Source organism: Paenibacillus sp. FSL H3-0333 (assembly GCF_038002805.1).
Classification (GTDB): Bacteria; Bacillota; Bacilli; order Paenibacillales; family Paenibacillaceae; genus Paenibacillus_AQ; species Paenibacillus_AQ silagei.
Genome location: NZ_JBBODG010000001.1, coordinates 5,639,523 through 5,663,590, shown reverse-complemented (window position 1 = coordinate 5,663,590; position 24,068 = coordinate 5,639,523). Strand labels below are relative to the sequence as shown.

At 56.3% G+C, this 24,068-nt stretch carries 20 protein-coding genes; 17 read left to right on the top strand and 3 right to left on the bottom strand.

The genetic code is table 11. The features are described from left to right. Window positions 1-97 precede the first annotated feature (97 nt). The 12 genes from MHH78_RS25135 to MHH78_RS25080 all read left to right on the top strand — a co-directional run bounded on the left by MHH78_RS25135 (window position 98) and on the right by MHH78_RS25080 (window position 14,936). Entirely contained in the window at window positions 98-1,306 is a 1,209-nt protein-coding gene (locus tag MHH78_RS25135) for a M14 family zinc carboxypeptidase (RefSeq protein ID WP_341169184.1), read from the top strand. 576 nt (window positions 1,307-1,882) lie between these two features. After that, a complete protein-coding gene (locus MHH78_RS25130; protein ID WP_341169183.1) occupies window positions 1,883-3,259 on the top strand; it encodes an FAD-dependent oxidoreductase in 1,377 nt (458 codons plus the stop codon). After that, complete coding sequence (locus MHH78_RS25125) at window positions 3,256-4,194, top strand: carbohydrate ABC transporter permease (protein WP_341169182.1); 939 nt, start codon at window positions 3,256-3,258, stop codon at window positions 4,192-4,194. Before MHH78_RS25130 ends, MHH78_RS25125 begins: the two co-directional genes overlap by 4 nt. A 25-nt stretch (window positions 4,195-4,219) precedes the next feature. Continuing rightward, window positions 4,220-5,056, top strand: a complete 837-nt coding sequence (locus tag MHH78_RS25120; RefSeq protein WP_036702263.1) for a carbohydrate ABC transporter permease — start codon at window positions 4,220-4,222, stop codon at window positions 5,054-5,056. Between the two features lie 102 nt (window positions 5,057-5,158). Next, complete coding sequence (locus tag MHH78_RS25115) at window positions 5,159-6,523, top strand: ABC transporter substrate-binding protein (RefSeq protein WP_341169181.1); 1,365 nt, start codon at window positions 5,159-5,161, stop codon at window positions 6,521-6,523. 82 nt (window positions 6,524-6,605) lie between these two features. Next, window positions 6,606-8,354 carry a sensor histidine kinase gene (locus MHH78_RS25110; RefSeq protein ID WP_341169180.1) on the top strand — a complete coding sequence of 583 codons (1,749 nt, stop codon included), beginning with the start codon at window positions 6,606-6,608 and terminating at the stop codon, window positions 8,352-8,354. Then, entirely contained in the window at window positions 8,335-9,957 is a 1,623-nt protein-coding gene (locus MHH78_RS25105) for a response regulator transcription factor (RefSeq protein ID WP_341170377.1), read from the top strand. The genes MHH78_RS25110 and MHH78_RS25105 overlap by 20 nt, the downstream gene beginning before the upstream one ends. 106 nt (window positions 9,958-10,063) lie before the next feature. Then, window positions 10,064-11,416 carry an FAD-dependent oxidoreductase gene (locus MHH78_RS25100; protein WP_076078401.1) on the top strand — a complete coding sequence of 451 codons (1,353 nt, stop codon included), beginning with the start codon at window positions 10,064-10,066 and terminating at the stop codon, window positions 11,414-11,416. A gap of 271 nt (window positions 11,417-11,687) precedes the next feature. After that, window positions 11,688-13,808: a family 16 glycoside hydrolase gene (locus tag MHH78_RS25095; protein ID WP_341169179.1), complete on the top strand. Its 2,121-nt coding sequence runs from the start codon at window positions 11,688-11,690 to the stop codon at window positions 13,806-13,808. 166 nt (window positions 13,809-13,974) lie between these two features. Continuing rightward, complete coding sequence (locus MHH78_RS25090; protein WP_036725259.1) at window positions 13,975-14,226, top strand: hypothetical protein; 252 nt, start codon at window positions 13,975-13,977, stop codon at window positions 14,224-14,226. A 125-nt stretch (window positions 14,227-14,351) separates the two neighbouring features. Next, a complete protein-coding gene (locus MHH78_RS25085) occupies window positions 14,352-14,654 on the top strand; it encodes a HesB/IscA family protein (RefSeq protein WP_036702251.1) in 303 nt (100 codons plus the stop codon). 42 nt (window positions 14,655-14,696) lie between these two features. Continuing rightward, on the top strand, window positions 14,697-14,936 hold the full coding sequence (locus MHH78_RS25080; protein ID WP_036725257.1) for a DUF1450 domain-containing protein: 240 nt from the start codon (window positions 14,697-14,699) through the stop codon (window positions 14,934-14,936). A 40-nt stretch (window positions 14,937-14,976) separates the two neighbouring features. On the opposite strand, the gene MHH78_RS25075 is transcribed toward MHH78_RS25080, so the two are convergent. Both MHH78_RS25075 and MHH78_RS25070 read right to left on the bottom strand, forming a co-directional pair. Continuing rightward, on the bottom strand, window positions 14,977-15,489 hold the full coding sequence (locus MHH78_RS25075; RefSeq protein WP_341169178.1) for a hypothetical protein: 513 nt from the start codon (window positions 15,487-15,489) through the stop codon (window positions 14,977-14,979). Between the two features lie 47 nt (window positions 15,490-15,536). Next, the gene (locus MHH78_RS25070) at window positions 15,537-16,670 is read right to left on the bottom strand and encodes a THUMP domain-containing class I SAM-dependent RNA methyltransferase (RefSeq protein ID WP_209874315.1); all 1,134 of its coding nucleotides are present in this window, start codon (window positions 16,668-16,670) and stop codon (window positions 15,537-15,539) included. A gap of 170 nt (window positions 16,671-16,840) precedes the next feature. On the opposite strand from MHH78_RS25070, the gene MHH78_RS25065 reads away from it, so the two are divergent. Next, window positions 16,841-17,470 carry an O-methyltransferase gene (locus MHH78_RS25065; RefSeq protein WP_036725254.1) on the top strand — a complete coding sequence of 210 codons (630 nt, stop codon included), beginning with the start codon at window positions 16,841-16,843 and terminating at the stop codon, window positions 17,468-17,470. Window positions 17,471-17,526: 56 nt separating this feature from the next. Here the strand turns inward: MHH78_RS25065 and MHH78_RS25060 are convergent, their stop codons facing one another. Then, window positions 17,527-18,747: an MFS transporter gene (locus tag MHH78_RS25060; protein WP_036725253.1), complete on the bottom strand. Its 1,221-nt coding sequence runs from the start codon at window positions 18,745-18,747 to the stop codon at window positions 17,527-17,529. 229 nt (window positions 18,748-18,976) lie between these two features. Between MHH78_RS25060 and hemE the strand changes: the two genes are divergently transcribed. The 4 genes from hemE (at window position 18,977) to MHH78_RS25040 (ending at window position 24,059) form a co-directional block, all read left to right on the top strand. After that, a complete protein-coding gene (gene hemE / locus MHH78_RS25055; protein WP_341169177.1) occupies window positions 18,977-20,038 on the top strand; it encodes a uroporphyrinogen decarboxylase in 1,062 nt (353 codons plus the stop codon). Window positions 20,039-20,126: 88 nt separating this feature from the next. Then, the gene (hemH, locus tag MHH78_RS25050; protein WP_341169176.1) at window positions 20,127-21,071 is read left to right on the top strand and encodes a ferrochelatase; all 945 of its coding nucleotides are present in this window, start codon (window positions 20,127-20,129) and stop codon (window positions 21,069-21,071) included. Then, a complete protein-coding gene (gene hemG / locus MHH78_RS25045; protein WP_341169175.1) occupies window positions 21,068-22,528 on the top strand; it encodes a protoporphyrinogen oxidase in 1,461 nt (486 codons plus the stop codon). Before hemH ends, hemG begins: the two co-directional genes overlap by 4 nt. Window positions 22,529-22,658: 130 nt before the next feature. After that, entirely contained in the window at window positions 22,659-24,059 is a 1,401-nt protein-coding gene (locus tag MHH78_RS25040; protein WP_341169174.1) for a CapA family protein, read from the top strand. Window positions 24,060-24,068: the final 9 nt, after the last annotated feature.

Genomic DNA, 24,068 nt, shown 5'->3' with positions numbered 1-24,068 from the left:
GCTGCTGCTCATATACTAGGCATGAGGGCCGGGTCCCGTATGTCATCACGGAGGATGTTAGGGACGCCGGAACAAGAGGGCCGGGAGGATGAGACCTATGCAGCAATACATTGCCCGCAGGGGAGATACCGTAAGCCGTATCGCCGCAAGACACGGATTGACACCGGAGCATGTCATACAGGGGAATCCATGGGCTGGCAGCCAGCCGTACTTATATCCGGGGCAGGTGCTGTTCCTGCCGTCTGCCCCGCGCAAGCGGTATGCGGTGCAGGCGGGGGACGATGCGCAGAGCATCGCGTCCTTGTTCGGGGTTGGCATAGATGAGCTGGAGATGCTGAATCCCGGGGTAAGCTCGGGACGTATCTGCCTGCCGGGCAAGGTGCTGGTGATTCCGGCGGCCACCCGGGGGACAGAGGTTTATCTGCACGGGGAATACGGACCGGCTGAGATAGAGGCGGATGCTGCAAGACTTGCGGACCGCTATTCTTTTGTCAGCAGCGAGGTTATAGGCCACAGTGTGCTCGGCAAGCCGCTCCGCCTGCTGCGGATCGGCAGCGGCCCGCGTCACCTGCATGTGAATGCCGCGCTGCATGCCAACGAATGGTTGACGTCCCCGTGTCTGATGAGCTTTCTTGAAGAATATGCGGCTGCTTATGAATCAGGTGCGGACTGGCACGGGCGTCAGCCTGTGGACTGGCACCGGGACTGGACACTCTGGGCCGTGCCGATGGCGAATCCCGACGGTGTCGAGCTGGTGCAGGAAGGGGCGATGCCGGACCATCCTCATTATGCAGAGCTGATGAGGTGGAACTGCGGCAGGCGCAGCTTCCGGCACTGGAAGGCGAACATCCGCGGTGTCGATCTTGGAGACCAGTTCCCCGCACACTGGGAGGAGGAACGCGACCGGCGGCAGGTGCCCGGCCCGGCGCCGCGCGATTACAGCGGCCCGGCGCCGCTCAGTGAGCCGGAGGCGGCGGCACTGGCGGCGCTGGCCGAGCGGGTTCCGGGCGATGCCGCCGTATCCCTGCACAGCCAGGGGGCAGAGATCTACTGGAACTACCGGGGCTATGAGCCGCCGGAGAGTAAGCAGTGGGCAGCGGCGCTTGCGGCGGTGAGCGGCTACAGAGCGGTGGAGCTGACCGGCAGCGATGCCGGCTACAAGGACTGGTTCATCGAGCGCTTCCGCAAGCCGGGCTTCACCGTAGAGCTGGGAGTAGGCAAGAATCCGTTGCCTGTGGCTGATTTTGAGGATATGGCCCTGGACACAGGCCTGATTCTCAGTGCGATTCTGTCGAATTTGAAATAAAAATGAAACAATGTCTGCAAATTTGCGTAAGATAACAGCAAAGGGCACGGCCGCAATCCTGACCAAATGATGCTTTGCGGCTGTATCCTTTTTTTGCGTGGGGATGAAGAGCAAAAGTGCTCCTGATTTCCGCGAAAGTCGGCTGGATGAGCCAATGAAGTGTATAAGTGCCCCTGATTTCCGCAAAAGTCGGCTGGATGAGCCAATGAGGTGTATAAGTGCCCCTGATTTCCGCAAAAGTCGGCTGGATGAGCCAATGAGGTGCAAAAGTGCCCCTGATTCGCGGGATGCTGCCACTGCCACCAGCCACCACATACCTGACCTAAGAAACTGTTCTTTCATAGAGTTGGAGGGAGACCTCCTACTTCTGTAAGAACGGTTTTTTTGGTATGTTAACGCCTATCTGCGCTTGTTAGCGCAGGCGCTTAGGGCTGGAAATGAGAGTCAAAATAATACACATTAACGCGTATGAAAGCTATACCGTATCCGCCAAAGTCTCTTGCTAAAATTAGCGTATAGAAGAGCGGCGGAGGGCTTCACGGAAAGAGGACTACCCGCCGGGAAAGTGAGAGCCAAATGGAGAACGATACGTATACGCTGAAAAGTAAACCAATCCCACTGAACGCCTCCTACGATGTAATTGTAGTCGGAGGCGGGCCGGCGGGCTGCACCGCCGCAGCGGCGGCGGCCAGGGAAGGGGCGCGGACACTGCTGGTCGAAGCGACCGGGAGCCTTGGCGGAATGGGAACCTCCGGCCTTGTACCGGCCTGGTGCCCATTCTCGGACAAAGAGAAGATGGTCTACCGTGGTCTCGCGGCCAAGGTGTTCAATACCTTAAAGGCTCAAATGCCGCATGTGCCGGAGGATGCGATGGACTGGGTGCCGATCGAACCGGAGAAGCTCAAGCGGGTCTATGACGATCTCGTAACGGAGTCGGGTGCCCACATCCTGTTCCTGACCGCGCTTGCGGATGTGGACAGAGACGAACACGGCAACATCACCACACTCCTCCTTCTCAATAAAAGCGGCCTGCAGGCCTTCCGGGCAGCCGTATATATCGATTGCACAGGAGATGGCGATGTTGCTGCATGGGCAGGTGCCGAGTACCAAATGGGAGACGAAGAGACCGGCGATCTTCAACCCGCCACCCATTGCTTCATCCTTGGCAACGTGGATGATTATGCTTATGTGAACGGGCCGAAGCTCCATGCCGAGAACCCGCACAGCCCGATCCATGAGGTGGTCCGCTCAGGAGAATATCCGGGCATTCCGGATACGCATCTGTGCAACAATATGGTAGCTCCGCGTGCCGTAGGCTTCAATGCCGGACATCTCTGGGGAATTGACAACACGAATGCCTTCTCCGTATCCGGGGCGCTGGTAGAGGGACGCAAGATGGCGGCCGCCTACCGGGACATGCTTGCCGCTGTTCACCCCGCAGCCTTCGGCAATGCGGTAGTGATGAGCACAGGCACACTGATCGGCACGAGGGAATCCCGGCGGATCACCGGCGATTATGTCCTGACTGCGGAGGATTACATCTCCCGCAGAAGCTTCGATGATGAGATCTGCCGCAACAGCTACTTCATTGATGTGCATGGCACACAGAAGGAGCAGCAGAGCGGCGCCGGATCCAGCCAGTCCATCACGCTCTACGGGCCTGGTGAATCGCACGGCATTCCGTACCGCTGCCTTACGCCGCGCGGACTACGCAACGTTCTGGTCGCCGGACGGTCTATCTCCTGTGACCGCAGGGTGCTCGGCAGCGTGCGTGTGATGCCGGTCTGCCTGGCGATGGGCGAAGCTGCCGGACTTGCTGCGGCACTGGCTGCCGCTCAGACCGGAGGCGATGTCCATGCCGTAGATGTCCCCCTCCTTCGCGCCCGTCTCCGGGAAGAAGGCGGCTATCTGCCGGACAACCAAGCTGAAACTGCAAGGGAGAGATTGCAATGAGTGAATCTGCGGTTACCCGGAAAACGGCCAAGCCCGCAGCCGGTACGTATTGGACGCGCAAGAGACGGGAGCAGCTCGCCGGATGGCTGTTCATTGCGCCGGAGGTGATCGGGATGCTGGTCATCGCAGTGTTCCCGCTGCTGTTCAGCCTGTTCCTCAGTCTGACGGAGTGGAACCTGGTCGGCGGCTTGTCGGCGATTAACTTTGTCGGTCTAGATAACTTTATTGAACTGTTCAGGGACAACCGCTTCCTGCTGGCCCTGAAGAATAATGTGTTGTTTACGGTCGGCACGGTGCCGGTCACGATGCTGCTGGGGGTGGTGCTCTCGGCGCTGATTCATAAGAAGCTGTACGCCAAGACGTTCTTCAAGGTTGCCTTCTTTGTACCTTATATCTGTTCCACGGTAGCCATCGCCGCAGTCTGGCAAGCGCTCTACCATCCGTCCAAGGGGCCGGTCAATCAGATCCTGATGCAGCTTGGAGTATCCGAACCGCCGCGCTGGCTGGTCGATACCAGCTTCTCGCTGATTGCCATTATGATTATCTATGTCTGGCAGCTGCTGGGCTATCAGATGATTATTTTCCTGGCGGGGATGACGAATATTCCCGAGGAGCTGTATGAGGCGGCGACGATTGACGGGGCCAGCGGGATCGGACAATTCCGGCGGATTACGCTGCCGCTGCTGGGGCCGACCACCTTTTTCCTGGCGATAACGAGCACGATCTCTTCCTTCAAAATCTTCGATATGATCAAGTTCCTGACCGGCGGCGGGCCTAACTATTCCAGTACCGTTATCGTCTATCAGATCTATGAGGAAGGATTCGAGCGCTTCAAAATGGGCTATGCCTCGGCGATGTCCTGGGTGCTGTTCCTGATCATTATGCTGGTGACTTCCATTACCTGGGTAACCCAGAACCGCAAGGTCCATTACTAGTCCAAGGCGAAAGGAACGAAAGGCAATGACAATGAAAAAACTTAAGCCCGGCAATCTGATCTTCACGGTCCTGTTCGCCCTGTGCTCGGTATTCTTCCTGATGCCGCTGGTCTGGATGCTGTCGGCGGCCTCGAAGACGGAGAAGGAGGTCTGGACCTTCCCGATTCAGTGGATTCCCACCGACTGGAATCTGATCGCTAACTTCAAGGCGGTATGGATGGGTGATGTGGCATTCGGATTATTCTATATGAACTCGCTCAAAATCGCCCTGATCTCCACCCTGGCGACAATCGTAATCTCGGCCATGGCCGGGTATGCGCTCGCCAAGCTGGATTTCAAAGGCCGGGCGCTGATCTTCACCCTGATGCTGGCGTTCATGATGATCCCGGAGCAGGCAACACTCGTTCCGCGCTATATTATGATTAAAGAGCTGGGCCTTTACGACTCTCACGCCGCGCTCATCCTGATGGGGATGTTCTCCAGCTACTTCACCTTCCTGCTGCGCCAGTTCATGATCGGGATTCATAATGATATGCTGGAAGCGGCGGAGCTGGACGGCGCAGGGTTCTTACGGATTTTCTGGAGCGTGGTGCTGCCGCTGAGCCGCCCGATTCTGGCAACAGTGGGGATTATCAAGTTCATCTGGACCTGGAATGATTACCAGGGGCCGCTGATTATGCTGAATTCGACCAAGCTGTATACGATTCCGCTCGGGATGCAATTTTTCAAGGAGGAATTCGGTACACAGATCTCCGTCATGATGATGGCCTCCGTCGCCGCGATTCTGCCGCTGCTGGTGCTGTTCCTGATCCTCCAGAAGCAGGTCATTAACGGGATTGCCATCGGTGGCGTCAAAGGGTAAAGGTCAAAAAAGTGTACGCGCACACCGCATAGCTGTACACGGTGTGCGCAAAGCTTAGATTGTATAATGAGCCTGCAGACAACAAATCAAGGGGGAATTGCTTTGAAAAAACTACCATTCATGCTTGCCAGTATGCTCCTCATGCTCTCCGTCACCGCTTGCGGCGGGAATGGGGGCAACACCTCAGCAGCAACCGATGCACCAGCCTCGGCTGATCCGTCTGCCGGAACCGCCGGCACAGCCCAGCCCGCAGGCAAAGCCAAGATCAAATTCTACACCTTCAAGGCCGATAAGCCGGAAGAGCCCATCTATCAGGCCGTTCAGGCGTATAACGAAGCTCAGGATAAAGTGGAAGTGGAGTATGAATCCCTGGTCCAGAACAGCGACAGCACGGATTTCATGAAGAAGCTGGATATTCTGGTTGCGGGCGGCGAAGTGGTCGATGTGTTCATGACCGGGAACGAGGATGAGCTGCTGGAGCGTGCTTCGCGGGGTGTTGTGGAACCGCTTAACTCCTTTTTTGAACAGGAGAGTATTAAACCCGAGGATGAATATTCCAAGCTGCTGAAGCTGGAAGACAAGGTCTACGGCATTCTGCCCAGCTCCACGCAGTGGCTGACGGTCTTCAACAAGGATCATCTGGAAGCTGCAGGGCTGTCCCTGCCGGAGATGGGCTGGACCTGGGATGATTTCCGTGAGTATGCCAAGAAGCTGACGACACCCGAGCACTTCGGAACCTACTTCCACACCTGGGGCGAATATCCGAACATTATCGCATACACCGAGAAGCCGCATCCGCAGCTTAGCGCAGACTTGAAGCCGATTTTTGACGATCCGTCCTTCGAATACTTCTTCAACCTCCGCCGCACGATGGAGAAGGAAGATAAGAGCGCTGAGCCGTATGCGGATGTGCTGGCCTCGAACTATCATGTGCTGCAGCAGTTTTTTGCCGGAAATGCCAGTATGCTGGCTGTGCCAAGCTATGCTGTCCGGGCAGCGCTGAACCTGGAGAAATTCCCGCATGAATTCCAAAGCATGTACGCCCCGCTGCCGCGTTCGGTGGACAGTAAGGAACTGGGCATGACGAATATCTCCGGCGGCGGCCTGGCCATGGGCGCGAAATCAGCGAATAAGGAAGCCTCGTATGACTTCATCCGCTGGATGTCCAAGGAAGCCTACAAGTTCACCAAGGAGATTCCTTCGTTCAAGGGTGTGGACGGAGCGGAGCTGATCAATAGCTTTTTCGGGGAAAATAAAGATCTGATCGATACCGCCTCCCTCTCCAAGACGCTGTTCGATCCGAATATTAAAATGCCGGACACCTTCAGCGTGCCCTACGGCAGCGAACTGAAAGCGATTGTGGAGAACGGCTTCGCCAGCTTCATCCTGGATAACCGCAGCTTCGATGAGGTCAAGAGTGAGATGACAGCGGAAGTCGATAAGGTAGTTTCTGCCAATCAGAAATAACGGATGAAGTGCAAAGGCAGCAGGGATTATGGATTATAATAGGGACGTTGAAGCTTTCATTACAGTGCGGGGTGGAATTCTTATGAAATGGTTAAGCCGTTTTTCCTTCCATCGCAGACTGCAATACACGTTCCTGATCCTGATCCTGCTGCCTTTTGTTGTCGTTACCTTCTGGTCGTATACCTCTGTGCGGGAGAATGTGAGTGAGAAGATCGCCCGTTCGAATGAGGAGACCCTGAAGGTCATCGGCAGTCAAATGGAAAAAACGGTGGACAGCATCTCGTTTGTCTCGGTGTATTTCTCTGAGGCTTATGATCCGGCCGTGCTGGAGAGTCTGCGTTATCTCAAAAATACGGGAAGCTTCGGAAATTACGGAGTGTATACCCATTACAACAAGCTCAAGACTACGGCCAATATCCTGTCGGTACAGTCGCTCGATGCTGATCTTCAGATCATGCTGGTCAACCGGGAGAACCGGATACTGATCGGCAACCAGAATATTACGGTGTTCTCTGTGCTGCCTGAGAAGCTTCTTAAGGAGAGCAGCAGGCTGGATGAGCGGGAAAAAGTGTCGCTGCAATGGTTCCCCTACGGCGGCACCCCCGCTGCACCGGATTATTATTATGCGGTACGCTTCATTACCGACCCGCTGAACCAGGACAAGCTGGCCACGCTGTACGTAGGCATTCCGAGCCACTACTTCCGCAGCCTGCTCGATACGGGCAATGCGGTAAGCAGGCTCACGCTGGTTGACCAGAAGGGGAGAAGCATTGCTGTCACCGGAGAAGCCGCTCCTGCGGATGAAGGCCCGCTGCTGGCCAGTGAGGTCCGTATTCCTAAGGTCGGCTGGCTGCTTACCAGCAAGACGCCCCGCAGTTCCATCGACAGTCATATCAACCGGGAGTTTCTGGTCTCCATCTCGCTGATCGGACTGTTCTTCCTGGCGTTTCTGGTCCTATCCATGCTGTGGGCCGGATATATGAACAAGCCGATTAGCCTGCTGCGGGCCAGTGTCAAGCAGTATGTCGGCGGCAACCGCGCGGTGCGGATACCCGTCAAGGGCAAGGATGAGGTGGCGGTGCTGTCGGCAGCTTTCAATCAGATGCTGGAGGATATGAACGGGCTGCTGCAGCAGGTCGAGAGCGAGCAGGAGGAGAAAAGGCGGCTGGAGCTTCAGGCGCTGGCGGCGCAGATCCGGCCTCATTTTCTGCTGAATACGCTCAATTCCATCAAGGTGGATCTGCTGCTCAGCGGTGACCCGGCGCATGGCGCCATGATCGATGCGCTCATGAAGCTGCTGCGTGTGTATGTGCATGTGGATAAGCCGCTGGAGCTGGCGGAGGAGTGCAGGGTGCTGGGCAGCTATGTGCAGGTGATGCAGATCCGCAACCGTCTGGATATCGTCTGGGAATGCGAGGTGGGCGAGGAAGAAGGTGCGGTGATGCTGCCCCGGCTGCTGCTTCAGCCCATTGTCGAGAATGCCATCAGTCACGGCTTCTCCGCCCGTCCGGACCAACCGGCGATCCGGCTCGAAGCGGCGTTCGAGTCCGATCTGCTGCGGATCAGCATCAGCGATAACGGCCGCGGGATGCCGGAGGATAAGCTCCAGCGCCTGAACCGGCGTCTGCAAGGAAGTGAAGACACTGCGCTCTGGCCGGAAAAAGGGGTCGGGCTGGTCAACACAGCACGCCGTCTGCAGGTATTGTACGGATATCGCGCACGGCTGAGCGCGCAGGCAAGAGAAGACGAGGCAGGCATGACGTTCACTCTATATATCCCCGTGACCCGGGAGAAGGAGGCGGTTCCCCTTGATGACCCTGATGCTAATTGACGATGATGTCCCGATGCTGGAATACGTGGAATATCTGCTCGGGTCCTTGGGGCTGGAGCTGCAGCTGGTGGCTTCGGCGTATAGCAGCGAGGATGCGCTGGAGCAGTTCCATACCGCACTGCCGGATATTGTGATTGTGGACATCGGCCTGCCGGGGATGGACGGGCTGGAGCTGGCGGATGCCTTCCGGATCACGAAGCCGGAAGTCCGCTTGATTTTCCTGACCTGCTATGAGGATTTCCATTACTCGAAGCGGGCGATCCAACTGGAGGCGGATGATTATCTGATTAAGGATGAGCTGTCGCCCGAGCAGCTTAAGAGCAGTCTCGCCAAAGCGATGAGCCGCTTCAAGAGCCGCGAGGAACTGCTGGAGCGCTACTCCTTCCGCCAGGCGATTGAGCGCAATAAGGAAGTACTGAAGCAGAGCTTCCTGAAGCAGCTGTTGTCGGGTGCGGCGGGCCAGGAGAACACCCTGGAGTTCGGAGAACGGCTGGGCATCTCCTGGAAGCACCCCTTTCTGCGTCATGGATTCCTTCATATGGATGCCGCATCGGTTACCGAGCGTTACCGGTACAAGGATATTCCGCTGATCCATTCAGCCGTGAACAATATTGCGCTGGAGCTGTCTGCGGCAGAGGCTTCCATTACACCGATTATGAGCAGAGACGCGGATATTTATGTGGTTTGGAATGTGGAGGACCCCGGCGTCACAGAGAACAAGCTGGCTGAATTCATGCAGGCGGTACAGGATAAGGTGGAGCAGTATCTGAAGATTAGCCTGCGGGGGTTCTATTCGGAGTCCTGTGTACCGGTCCGCAGCTTCGGTGTGTTATACAAGACTCTCACCGATTGCCGGGAAAATAACTTCTATCATTCAGTGAAGCCTGTGTCTCTGCTTGAGGAGCACGCGGATTTCGGGCAGACGTTAGAACGGCGCGGGGAAAAGGAACGCGGGATGCTGTCGTTGGCGCTTGCAGACCAGCATGCCGCCTGGATTGATCTGGCCGTGAATCAGTGGACGCAGCTGGCATCGGCGGAGCGGCTGCTGCCCCGGCTGGTGAAGGAGACCTGCGGGAATCTCGTGCGCCAGCTGGCCTTCGAAGCCGGCGGGCTGGCTGAGGAGGACTTCTTCACGCAACTCGAGCAGACGGTTCATATCGAGGAAGCGGCCAGCCTGACTAAGCGGGAGCTGAGGCATCTGTGGCGGCAGTTTGCGCTAGCCCCCGCAGCCGCTGAGGAGAAGGATGTCCGGCTTCAGGCGGTGGATGAGTTTCTGGAGGAGCATGTGGACCGAATGGTCACCTCTACCGACATGGCCGAGCATCTGCATCTGAATGCCAGCTACTTCTCCCGCTATTTCAAGAAGCTGTCCGGCGTGAACTTCACCGATTACGTCAACCAGTACAAGATGAATATGGCCATCACGATGCTGGCCCGCCCGCACGAGACCGTCGAGAATGTCGCCTACACGCTCGGCTTCTCCGACCGGGCGTACTTCTCCAAGGTGTTCAAGAAATACAGCGGCCGGAATCCCAGCGAATTCAAGGCAGGTCCGGTGGAAGAGCAGGGCAGAGAGCCATCCACGGATGACGCCAAGCCATAAAGGTCAAAACTGTCCACTGCAACAGGCAATCAGTCTGCACGCTGTTGCAGCCTCCGGCTTCTTATAATGGTAAGGAGTCTAAGTATAGCTTCAAGGAGGAACAACGATGAATAGAACTGTATTTACCTTGCCTGCGGAGGAGATAACGGTATCCCGCGAGGTGGATGTATTAGTTGCAGGCGGCGGGCCTGCTGGTGTGGCAGCGGCGATAGCTGCGGCCCGCAGCGGGGCTCGGACGCTGCTGATCGAGCAGCGCGGCTTCCTGGGCGGCATGGGCACCGTTGCCCTGGTGCCAGCCTTCTGTCCTTACAGTGACGGGGAGAAGGCTGTCGTGCGGGGAATCGGCCTGGAACTGCTGGAGCGGATGAAGGCCGGATGTGAGCCGGAGTTCCGCGAGCGCTTCGAGGCAGAGCTGGACTGGGTGCCCATCGACCCGGAGGTGCTGAAGCGTGTATACGACGAGGCTGCCACCGAGAGCGGAGCGGAGGTGCTGCTCCATACCGTGGCGAGCCAGACAGTGCTGGATGAGACCGGCCGAAGCATTGAGGGCGTGGTAATCGTCAACAAGTCAGGCCGGAGTCTGGTCCGCGCCCGGACTGTCATTGATACGACCGGGGACGCCGATCTGGCCGCCCTGGCGGGAGCGCCGTTCCATAAGGGCGGAGAATCCGGCGAGCTTCAAGCCGCGACGATGTGCTACCTGCTGGCGAATGTGGACCGGCAGCGTTTTGAAGAATACCGGAATGAAAGCGGTGACACGGATCAGATCCATCAGGCCGTCCAGCAGGCGCAGGTTGACGGAAAGCTGCCGCAGGGCCGGGACTCCGTCTCGGGACTAGCTTGGATTGCCGATTATCTGGTCGGTGTGAATTTTGGCCATGTGTTCGGCATTGATGGCTCCCGTGCAGAGGATCTGACCCGGGGGGCCATAGAGGGACGCCAGCTGGTTCACCGTCAGCTGGAATTCTTCAGAGCTTATGTACCCGGATTTGAACAGGCCCATCTGGTGTCCACCGGCGAGCAGATCGGTATCCGCGAGACGCGGCGGATTGTGGGCGATTACGTGCTGACCCAGGAGGATTTCATGAATATGGCTTCCTTCCCGGATGATATTGCCCGCAACAGCTACTTCATCGATATTCATATGGCCCGCAGCAGCGGGGCGATGCATATTCACCATCTTCCGCCCGGGAAGTCGCATGGTGTCCCTTACCGCTGCATGCTGCCGGTGGGACTGGACAATGTATGGGTGGCGGGGCGCGCCGCCTCCTCGGACCGTGTCGTGCAAGGCTCACTGCGGGTGATGCCGAACTGCTTCGCCATGGGGCAGGCGGCGGGTATGGCGGCGGCGATGGCGGCCGAAGCGGAGGGACAGAGCCGGAAGGTGGATCTCGCCAAGCTTCAGAACGGACTGGTGCAGCAGGGAGCCTGGCTGGGTGAGGCCTTGGCCGCTTTATAACTTAATAAATTGAGCTTGAAAAAAAGACAGACAGGGAAAAGTGGCGGAGGGGAATTTTGGAACTGTAGGAGCGATAGCGTCCGCCTGAAAGCTTTCCGCAGGAAAGCTCGCTACGGAAGCATCAGCAGTTTGCGGATTTCAACCGTTAAAAACGGGATAAATCAAGAAATCTGCAAACAACAGCGGCCGGAAGTCCAAAACTTCTCTGGAGTCACGGCGATCCCACATGAAAACTTACAAGTACAATTTATTCTGCGGGAGCGTGATCCGAATGACAAGGTATCGTATGAAGCATAGATCAAGACAAGGCAGGCCGGGCAGGCTGACCTTGCTTGGTATCATCGGCTTTCTGCTGTTCAGTCTTATCTCAGGAATATCAGGTCCGGTTGCTGAGGCGGCAGGCACCACGTATTACGTCGATGCTGCACAAGGCAGCGACAGTAATTCCGGTACCAGTGAAGCGGCAGCCTGGAAGACGCTGGGCAAAGTCAACAGCGTGACCTTCAGCCCGGGGGACCGGATTTTGCTCAAGGCAGGAAGTATATGGAAGGACCAGTATCTGGATCTCAAGGGCTCAGGCGCAGAGGGGAATCCGATTACGGTAGACCGCTACGGGAGCGGAGCCAAGCCGCTGATTGATTTCGGCAACACCGCCGTGGGCGGTGAAGGCTTCGGGGTCAGATTGCGCAATGTCTCTTACTGGGAGATCAACAATCTGGAGATTACAAGCGGACAGCAGCCTACAGATATGCGCAGAAACGGTGTGCTGGTCGTAGGCGAAGGAGCAGGGGCTGGGAACTTCCGGCATATTTATATCCGGAATCTCGACATCCACGATATCTTCGGCACAGACCGCCGCACAGGCGGCATCAACTTTCATGCCCGGGGAGCCAATACAGCACTTGAGAGCACCTGGGAAGATATTTTGATCGAGGACAATACGATCATTAACGTGGCGGACACGGGGATACAGACGATGACGGATGCTTTTTTCAACAGTGCCTGGACGCATAAGTTCGACGCTTTCCGGGGTGTGGTCATCCGGGGCAATGTGGTGGAGAAGATCCACCGGGACGGCATCCTGGTCAGAGCCAGCGCCGCGCCGCTGATCGAATACAACAAGACGAAGTCCATCGGAGAAGCCTGCGATGTGAATACATCCATCGTCAATTACCTTGAGGATATCACTGTCGTTGCGGCGCAGTGGGCCTATTACACCAAAGGTGCTATTTTCCAATACAATGAAGCTTCAGATACCCGGATGCTGGGTGGAGACGGCCAGCCCTGGGATTTCGACATCGAGGTGCACGACAGCATCTACCAGTACAATTTCAGCTATGACAATGAGGGCGGCACCCTGCTGGTGATGAACAACACGAACAATAATATTTTCCGCTATAATATCAGCCAGAACGATAAGGACGCTAACGGGGTGTTCCATCTGGTGAACGGCGGGGGCAATCTCTATGTCTACAACAACATCATCTACCGTTCGGGAACGCAGAATAAGGCGCTGACCCATGCGAGCAATACAGGAATGGCCTATTACACGAACAACATCTTTTATAATGCAGCCAGCGGACAATATACGAACAGCCCCAGAATGACGTATGATCACAACAGCTTCTACGGGCTGAACTCAAGTGTTCCGAACGATCCCCATAAAATCACCGGCAATCCCGGATTCGTAAGTCCCGGCACGGCCACAGGACGCGATTCGGCAGACGGCTATAAGCTGGCGCTCTCCTCTCCGCTGCTGGATGCCGGGGCGGTGGTTGCAGGCAACGGAGGACAGGACTTCTTCGGGAATCCGCTGTATAACGGTGTGCCGGATATCGGTGTATTTGAGTTCCAGGGTACGATTACACCGCCGGTTACGCTGTTCCAGGATGATTTCGAGGATGGCAATTCCAGCGGCTGGACGACTTCTGGCGGAGCCTGGGGTGTGGAGGATGACGGCACGAAGGCTCTATCACAGAACTCCGGGACAGGAGAAGCGCTTGCCTATACAGGCGACGCCTCCTGGAGGGATTACACGTATTCGGCAAGAATCAAGCTGCTGAATGCTTTTGGCAACGCGGGTCTGTTGTTCCGGTATGCGGATGCTTCCAATTATTACATGTTCCGGCTAAATGATTCCGGCGACAAGGCGGAGCTGTTCAAAAAAACCGCCGGCACGCTCACGATGGTGAGCAGCACGAATACTGCCGTTACGCCCGGCCAGTGGATGGAGCTGAAGGTGACGGTAAGCGGCAGTACGATTACGGCATCTGTGGGCGGTACCCAGCTGATCCAATGGACCGATACGGCGGCGCAGCCGGCCGGAGGGAAGATCGGTCTGCGGATGCATTCCAGCACCGCACGTATCGACGATGTTAAGGTGACGGAGTGAACGTTGGTCCGGTTCGGGAGAATTCGATAAAATTCTACTTAAAAGCGAAACGAATCCTGCGCATTCGCGTAAGATAACAGCAAAGGGCACAGCCGCAATCCTTTTACAGGTGCTTAGCGGCGGTGTCCTTTGCTGCTTACACAGACTACACAGGGAGGCATAACTCATGAAATTCAGAAAACTGTTGTCACTCAAACAATGGTCTCATATATTCCGCAGCTCCTGGCATTATATCGTTTCGCCTAATGTGGCTATGGCCGACAAGCTGCTGTTCACGATTCCGGCGCTGCTGTACTGGGTGCTGCCCGATTTCATGCCGTTTATACCGATTGACGATATTGGCGTAACGATGCTGCTGATGGGCTGGTTCACAGCGCGGATGGACCGTAAATACGCGGCGCTGCACAGCGGAAGATGACATTTTAGCGACGATTGTACCTTTAAGTGTGGATGTCCATCTCCTAATGGTTGCTTTATCCTCCCATACTCCTTAAAATGAATTATTGAGTATTTAAAATATAGAGGCCTGGGAGATGGAATCGAATGAACGTCAAAATTACCCGCAACGCGGCTAAAGTGATAAAGAAAACCATGGAACTTGAAGGCAACAGTGAGCTTAAGCTTCGTGTAGCAATTACACATGCCCATGGCGACCATGCCCACTACGGACTGGATCTGGACACGCCTAAGGAGAACGATGTTGTAGTCTCCACCGACAAGGATATCGATGTCATTCTTGATCCGAACCAGCCCCTGCTGGACGGAGTGAAGATTGATTATCTCTACTTGCCCGAAGAAGGTTTCGTTATTACTAATCCGTCTAAAGGAAATCATGGCGATCACTAGTTGATCCGCCCGTATTTTACGGACATAAAGAAGGGTTGCTTCATGGCTAACGATATAAGATTATGTGACGAGTGCAATCATATCAAAATGAAAAGCATCGTGCCCAAGTTGCTGAAGATGGCACCGGATGCCGAGATCAAGACAGGCTGCATCTCCTACTGCGGACCATGCGGCAAACGCCCGTTTGTCTACATCAACGGCCGCTACATCAGCGGACCGACGGAAGACGAGGTGCTGGCCAAGGCGGAAGCCTTCGTCAAACGGCCGGTGGAGAAGAAGTAATTCAGATCTGCTGCGCCTACAGCATCGTACAGCCCCCGCGTTATTTGCGGGGGCTGTTTTGGTGTGCGGAGGGGAGCGGGGCAAATGTAATCGAAAAACCGACCACTTTGAGCAGCGCGGAGGTGTGCGGACCAAATGTAATCGAAAAACCGACCACATTGAGCAGCGCGGAGGTGAGCGGACCAAATGTAGTCGTAAAACCGACCACAATGGGCAGCGTGGAGGTGAGCGGACCAAATGTAGTCGAAAAACCGATTACAATACGCAGCGTGGAGGCGAGCGGAGCAAATGTAAACGAAAAACCGACTACATTGAGCAGCGCGGAGGTGTGCGGACCAAATATAGTCGAAAAACCGATCACAATACGCAGCGTGGAGGTGTGCGGACCAAATGTAAACGAAAAACCGACCACATTGAGCAGCGTGGAGGCGAGCGGACCAAATGTAAACGAAAAACCGACCACAATACGCAGCGTAGAGGCGAGCGGACCAAATGTAGTCGAAAAACCGATTACAATTGGCCCCGCAAACGCAAAAAAGCCATAAGTCCGCAAGCACAGAGTGCTTCATGGGACTTAAGGCTTCTTAGACTTAATATTGCCTATTTCCGTGGAGGCAGCGGCCCCAGGTATTGATAGTATTGGCATTCGATCCGGCCGTTGTAGAGCTTGCGGCGCTTGTCCGCCTTGCGTCCGTAGTATTGCTCGAACTCCTTGTACGGGCTGATGGCGAAGAAGGACCAGGTGGGCAGATAGAGCATCATCTCGCCGAACTGGCGGGTCAGCTTCTCCACTTCCTTGTCATTACTGATCCGCTCGCCGTAAGGCGGGTTGGTGATGATGCAGCCGTATTCGCCTTCCGGCCGGGCCTTCGCAGCGGCCATATGCTTGAACGTGATCTCACCGGAGAGTCCGGCGCTCTTCGCCGCCGCCTCGGCGATCTCAATTGCTGCCGGATCGATATCCGTTCCGGTCAGCTGCAGCGGGTAATCGTCACGCACCGCATCGAAGGCTTCTTCGCGGGCTTCCTCCCACAGGCGCTGCGGAATCTCCGGCCAGTGCTCGGATGGGAAGGAGCGGCGCAGGCCTGGCGCGATATTCCAGGCGATCATCGCAGCCTCGATCAGAATAGTGCCTGATCCGCAGCAAGGATCATAGAGCGGACGATGGCCGTTCCAGCGGCTGAGCTGGATCAGAGCCGCAGCCATCGTCTCCTTCAGCGGCGCTTCCGTAGCCTGACGGCGGTAGCCGCGCTTGTGCAGTGCCGGGCCGGTGGTATCCAGGGTGATCAGCGCGATATCATTCAGCAGGATCACTTCTACCACATACCGGGGGCCGTTCTCCGGGAACCATTCGGTGTGGTACGACAGCTTCAGCTTCTCGACAATGGCCTTCTTCACAATCCCTTGGCAGGCAGGTACGCTGGTCAGCTGAGATTTATGCGAACGGCCCTCTACCGGGAATTCGCCGTTCTCGGGAATCCAGTCCTCCCAATTTATCGCCTTCACTCCTTCGAACAGCTCATCGAAGGTCCGGGCCGGGAACTGGCCCATCTTGACCAGTACACGGTCCGAGGTACGCAGCCACAGATTACAGCGGCAGATGTCGATGTAATCCCCGCTGAACAGGACCCGTCCGTTCTCGACCGTGGTCTCATAACCCAGCTCGTTTAATTCGCGTGCTACTACAGCCTCCAGCCCCATGGGGGCGGTGGCGATCAATTGTAATTTGCCCAAGTGCGCTCAACTCCGTTTAACTTGTAGATAAATACGTAAAGCCAGTACAATAAGAATAACTGGTTTGTCATCTGAACCTGTAGAACGTTCAGCTTACAGTATAGGGTAAGGAAGAGTTCTGCACAATGCCTGTCCGCAGGCACACACACCCATTCAAGAGGAGAATACATATGCAGAATCAGGAAGAGTACAGCGAACAGCTATATACAGAAGATGAATTATTGCTCCAAGTCAAAGCAGCCATCGCGGCCAAAGGCATGCCGGAGGTGTCCATTGCCCCGGGCTACGGCAGACTGCTGACGATGCTTGTGACCCTCTCCCGCTCAGCAAACCTGCTGGAGATCGGGGCGCTTGGCGGCTACAGCGGAATCTGTCTGTGCCGGGGACTCACACAGGAAGGCCGTCTCACCTCTTTGGAGCTTAAGGCTGAATATGCAGAGCTGGCACAGAGCCATCTTCAGCAGGCGGGCTTCGGCGACCGGGTGGAATACCGGACCGGCCCTGCACTGGACAGCCTGAAGCTGCTCGAAGCACAGGGGAACAGGTATGATTTCTTCTTCATCGATGCCGATAAGGAGAACTATCCGAATTATCTGGAATATGCGATCCGGCTTGCTTCACCGGGGGCGATTATTGCCGGGGATAATATTTTTCTTCGCGGCCGCACGCTTAATACGGAGAAGAACGGACCGGCCGTCCAGGCCATGCGCCGCTTCAATGAGATGATAGCGGGCGATCCCCGCCTGACCAGCACACTGCTGCCTGCCTATGACGGACTGGCGCTGGCAATGGTGAAATAACTTGTGCTACACCAGCCAGCCACACCAGTTATACCGCCCATAAGAGAAGCAGCCCCTTAACGGAATAGCCGGGGTTCAGTCTTCTTGTACAGCTTGATCCGCACCCAGACCGTATTGATCAGCAGGAATGCACCGGAGACAATGAACAGGCCTTCAATCCCTATATAACCGGACAGGAATCCGCCGATCACCGCACCGAGCATATTGCCGAGCGCGAGCGTACTGCTGTTGAAGCCAAACGCCCGGCTCTCCTTGCCGTCAGGCGTATAGGAGCGGATCAGGGCGTTGACGCTAGGCAGCAGGCCGCCCATGAAGACGCCCATCAGGAAGCGGACGAGAATCAGCTGCCAGACACTGGTCACGAACGCCTGCGGGATCAGGAACAGAGCGGCGCCGATCAGCGCAAAGGTCAGTATCCGGTGCGCTCCCACCTTGTCGCTGAGCTTGCCGAGCAGCGGCGAAGCGAGCATATTCGAGATACCGGTCACTGCACTGACCATACCTGCCCAGAAGGCAAGGTCCACGGTGGTGCCGTGCAGCTTCTCAACATAGAGCGGCAGCAGCGACATGGGACTGACCATGGCGAACTGCAACAGGAAGGTAACGCCGAACAAGGCGGGAAGCTGCGGTACCTTCGCCAGTTCCTTTAAGCCTTCCAGCACGGATACCTGAGGCACCTGTGCTGCTTCTGCCCGGTCGAATTTCTCTTTGACCAGGAATAACGCCAGCAATGAAGCAACGAACAGCAGTGCGCCGACCACATAGAAAATCGGCCGGAACCCGATCCAGTCCGCCAGTAAGCCGCCCATAAGCGGCCCCAGAATCGTTCCGGCTACCGCGCCGGATTGCATCAAGCCCATCGCGAAGCCCATCTTCGGTTTCGGTGTGGTGCCTGAGACCAGCGCGACAGAGGCGGGGTTGAAGCCGGAGATGGTTCCGTTCAGCAGCCGGAGCAGCAGCAGCTGCATCGGGGACTGGGCGAAGCCCATCAGCACAATCACAATCGCCATGCCGAAGCTGGAGCGCAGGAGCATAATTTTGCGTCCGTATTTGTCGGCAAGCTTGCCCCAGAGCGGCTGGAAGATGAACGAGGTCAAGAAGTTGGCGGCAAAAATAAGCCCGGCCCACATCCCGATTGCGCGGTCGCCGGTCACCCCCAGATCTTTGGCGAGATAAAGCGACAGAAACGGGGTAATCATAGTCATACCTGCATTCACTAGAAACTGGCCGAACCAAAGCACCATGAGGTTGACTTTCCAGGTCTCCCAATTCTTCAAAGTGCTTTCACTTCCTTTCAGGGGATTCATTGATACAGAGTTCACGAAAAATTGACATTATATCAGTATATCATAGATTTTCAGCCGGACAATGCAACACATGTCATAGTAATGTCATGGGATTGTCATTCCCTTTCGGGTGAGGCGGTTGTTAGCCGCTTACAAAAGGGGCATAATAATGATATGTGTTTTTTCACAGTATTCTATCAAATCTAATGGAGATCTTATCATGACCTACAACGACACTTTTATCCGTGCCTGCAGACAGCAGAACACGGAGTACACCCCCGTATGGTACATGCGGCAGGCTGGCCGGTATGATCCCGACTACCGTACGATCAAGGAGAAATATTCGCTGCTTGAGATCTGCAGGCAGCCTGAGCTTGCGGCTGAGGTGACCCTGATGCCTGTGCGCAAGCTGGGCGTGGACGCAGCCATTCTGTATTCTGACATCATGAATCCGGTGGCCTCCCTCGGTGTGGATTTTGACATTGTGAAGAACATCGGGCCGGTTATCGAGAATCCGATCCGCTCCGCAACTGATGTGGAACGGCTGAAGCCGATCGATGTGGAAGGCGATCTGGGCCATATACTGGAGACCATCGCCATACTGGACAAGGAGCTGGACGTTCCGCTGATCACCTTCGCCGGGGCTCCGTTCACCATCGCCAGTTATCTCATCGAAGGCAGACCGTCCAAGACCTATCACCGTACCAAGGAGCTGATGTTCAGCCAGCCGCAGGTGTGGGAGAAGCTGATGGAGAAGCTGGGCGATATGGTTATCGTCTATCTGCGCGCCCATGTCGCCAGCGGCGGGAAGGCGTTCCAGCTGTTCGACAGCTGGGTCGGGGCGTTGGCTCCGCGTGATTTTGAGCAGTATGTGCTGCCGACGATCACCCGGATTTTTGCGGAGTTGTCTGATCTGGAGGTTCCGAAGATCTACTTCCCGGGTGTCAGCTCAGGGGAGCTGCTCCCAAGCTTGACCAAGCTGCAGGCCGATGTGATTGGACTGGACTGGCGGGTAAGCATCACCGAAGGACGGCGCAGACTGGGCGGAGGCTATGCGGTTCAAGGCAATCTGGATCCATACCTGCTGACCGCGCCGATGGATATGCTCAAAGCCCGGGCCAAGGAACTTATCGATGAAGGCATCATGCAGCCGGGGTATATTTTCAACCTGGGACATGGATTATTCCCTGAAGCTTCACTCGATACGCTCAAGGAATTAACGGATTATGTGCATGAGTATTCAGCAGCGGCAATGAAACAGTCGGTACCGCCGCTGGCATAGTTGAAGAAATAGCATCAAGATGGCAGCAGCCTTTGCTGCTCTCTTTGCTGTATAGGACGTTAATTATTCATAAAAGGGGATGGAAACCGTGGCCAACAAAATTGGAGTACTCGTGATGTCGTACGGCACGCCTGAGAGTCTTGAGGATGTAGAGGCTTATTATACGCATATCCGCCGGGGGAACGCTCCCTCTGCTGAGCAGCTTAAAGAGCTGACTGACCGCTACAAGGCGATTGTCGGCGGGGTTTTTCCGCTTAGAGAGAATACGGACCGTCAGGTGGAAGCCTTGCAGGCCAAGCTGAACAGCGGGCAGATCCAGTATGTTTGCTACCAGGGTCTCAAGCATGCCAGACCATTCATCGAGGATGGTGTCGAGGCTATGGTCCGGGACGGTATTACCCAGGCGATTGGCATCGTGCTGGCTCCGCATTACTCTGTGATGAGTGTAGGAACCTATATCAAGCGCGCCAAGGAAAAAGCTGAAGCCTGCGGTATTCATATGGAGTTCGTAGAGAGCTACCATATGCATCCCGAGCTGATCGATGTGCTTAGCCGGAGAGTGACTGCCAAGCTGGACGAGTTCGAAGAGACCGGCGCGGCGCGCGAGGAAGTGCGCGTGCTGTTCAGTGCACATAGTCTTCCTGAACGTATTTTGGCGATGGGCGATCCGTACCGTGACCAGCTGCTGGAGACCTCTCAGGCGATTGCCGCTCAGGCGGGGGTGGAATCCTGGCAGTTCACCTGGCAGAGTGCGGGCCGGACGGCGGAGCCTTGGCTGGGCCCGGATATTCTCGATACGCTGCGTGAGCTGGCCGAGAGCCAGGTGAAGTACGTGCTGTCAGCCCCGATCGGCTTCGTGTCCGACCATTTGGAGGTGCTGTACGATCTGGATATTGAAGCACAGCAGCTTGCCTCCGAGCTGGATATGCGTCTCTTGCGGATTGACTCGCTGAACAGTGATCCGGCCTATATGTCGGTGCTCAGCGATGTGGTGCGTACGAAGGCGAACCAGTTGAAGGTGAATCTGCCATGACGGCATCACCCCGCAAGGTAGTTATTATCGGCGGAGGTCTTAGCGGGCTCAGCGCCGCGTTCTATATCCGCAAGTTCTACCGTGAGGCGGCAGTACAGCCAGAGATTACCTTAATCGAGAAGGACAAGGTCCTTGGCGGCAAAATCGAGACACTGCACCGTGACGGCTTCGTGATTGAGAAGGGCCCGGATTCCTTCCTGGCCCGTAAGACGGCGATGGTCGATCTGGCCAGGGAGCTGGAGCTGGACCACGAGCTGGTAAGCACGAATCCTAATGCCAAGAAGACCTACATTCTGCAGCGGGGCAAGCTTCATCCGATGCCTGCCGGTCTTGTGCTGGGCATTCCGACAGAGCTGAAGCCCTTCCTGAAGAGCGGTCTGGTCTCCTTCGGCGGCAAAATGCGGGCGATGATGGATTTCGTACTCCCGCCCCGCCGCAGTGCGGAGGATGAGTCGCTAGGCGATCTGATTGAGCGCCGTCTGGGTACAGAGGTGCTGGAGAATATGACGGAGCCGCTGCTGGCAGGGATCTATGCAGGGGATATGCGCAAGATCAGCCTTCAGGCGACCTTTCCGCAGTTCGGTGAGGTCGAGCGTCAGTACGGCAGCCTGATCCGGGGAATGACGACTGGCAGGAAGCCGGTGGAGACTCATACCGGGACGAAGAAAAGTGCTTTCCTCACCTTCCGGCAAGGATTGCAGAGTCTTGTCCATGCGCTCATCCATGATCTCCAGGATGTCCGGCAAATCACGGGGACAGGAGCGAAGTCCATCCGGGTGCTGGGAGGCGCCGGTTCTTCCGGCGCTGCCCGTTATGAGGTGGAGCTTGAGACAGGTGAGTTGCTGGAAGCAGACGACATCTATGTTACGGTGCAGAATTTCGCAGCCGCAGAGCTGCTGCGTCCCCATGTGGATGTGTCGGCGCTGGATGCAGTGAACTATGTATCAGTAGCTAATGTGGTTCTGGCGTTCACCCGGCAAGATATCGTTACCGAATACGACGGATCAGGCTTCCTTGTTCCGCGTAAGGAAGGGCGGAACATCACAGCCTGCACCTGGACCTCTACGAAATGGCTGCATACCAGTCCTGACGATAAGGTGCTGCTGCGCTGCTACGTGGGACGCTCGGGGGATGAACAGAATGTGGAGCTGCCGGATGATGCGCTGGCAGAGCTGGTCCGCAAGGACCTGAAGGAGATTATGGGGATCACTGCAGCGCCGCTGTTCACAGAGATTACCCGGCTGAGGTCATCCATGCCGCAGTATCCGGTCGGCCATCCCGGCCGGATTTCCGGCCTGCGCAGCGAGCTGGCGCAGAAGCTGCCCGGCGTCTATGCTTTTGGCGCAGGCTATGACGGCATCGGGATGCCGGACTGCATCAAGCAGGCAAAGCTTACGGCTGAGACTGCCGCAGCCAGCCTCACGAAGCTGCCGGAGCCGGCGGGAGCTACAATCTAAAAGCAACGGTGGAGCGGAGCAGTGGCGCTCCATCTTTTTTTATGAGAGGCTCCGTTCCCGGCTTGGAGCGGCAGCTGATAGATATGCTATAATAGAAACACTTTAAGGGTAAAGGAGATTACTTGGACTCATGTATCCGCCGAGATCAGGCAATAGACAAGGCAAGAGACAACATAGCAGGCGACGGCGCAGAAGGGTCTGGGCGTGGGTCAATGTGGCGTTGCTGCTGATGATTACCGCAGCGCTCGCTTATTCATTCATGGATGACAAGGACCCGCAGGGCTCTGCTGCTCCGCCAGCGGCGCTTGTCACCTCCCCTTCACCAGAAGCTGCTGCAACGGCGGCAGCCCCTTCGGAAGCCGTCCCGACAGAAGAAGCTCCCGGGGCAGAGGCTACAGCCACTGCGGAGCCTGCTCCGGAGGAGACACCGGAGGCTTCTCCAGTGCCTGCGGCGACCACGGAAGCTTCGGCTACGCCAGCACCGTCACCAACGGATCAGGCAACCCCTACGGATGCACCGCAGGCCACAACGGGAAGCAGCAGCGGGCTGGTCGCAGGCTTGCCGGAGAATACCTCCGGAGCGACGGTGAAGCTGAGCTTTGCCGGAGATATCATCTTCAGCGGGAAGGCAGGCGCGCTGCTGGAGCAGAAGGGCTACGATTATTCTTACAGCGCGCTGGATGGAATGTTCAAGAAGGATGACCTCACGGTAGTCAATCTGGAAACGCCGATTACTACACGCGGGGTTGGGGCCAAGAACAAGCAGTTTGTGTTCAAGGGACCGCCGAAAGCACTGGACGCGCTCAAAGCCGCCGGTGTGGATGCCGTCAATCTGGCTAACAACCACACGCTGGATCAGGGGGAGGAAGGTCTGCTGGATACCCTGAAGCATCTGGGTGAGCGCGGAATCCCTCATGTGGGGGCAGGGCGGAATAGCCAGGAGGCCTATTCGGCGCAGTATTTTGAACGTAATGGAATTAAGATTGCCCTGCTGGGCTTCACCCGGGTGATGCCGGTGATTGAATGGAAGGCGGAAGCGGGCAAGCCTGGCCTTGCCTCCGTGTATGACAGTGCGGAAGGTCTCAAGGCGATTGCCGCAGCCAAGCAAAAGGCCGATGTTGTCGTTGTCGTCGTCCATTGGGGACGGGAGCGGATGGAGCAGTATGACAAGACCCAGCAGGCGCTTGGGCATAGCTTCATTGATGCCGGAGCCGATCTGGTGATGGGCGGCCATCCTCATGTGCTGCAGGGAATTGAGCCGTACAAAGGCAAATGGATTGCCTACAGCACAGGCAACTTTATTTTCACACGCGGCTCCATCCCGGCGACTTGGGAGACGGCGGTATTCCAGGCGGAATGCAGCAAGCAGGGGCAATGCGCTCTTAAGCTGAAGCCGATGGATGCCGAGCTGGCGCAGCCTGTGCCGATGAATGAAGCCGACGGGCAGCTGCTGCTGCACAGAATACAATCTATTTCTTCCGGCCTGATCAAGGTCCGCAATGACGGTACCGTAACCCAAGCGGTGAAATAGCCGGAGGTG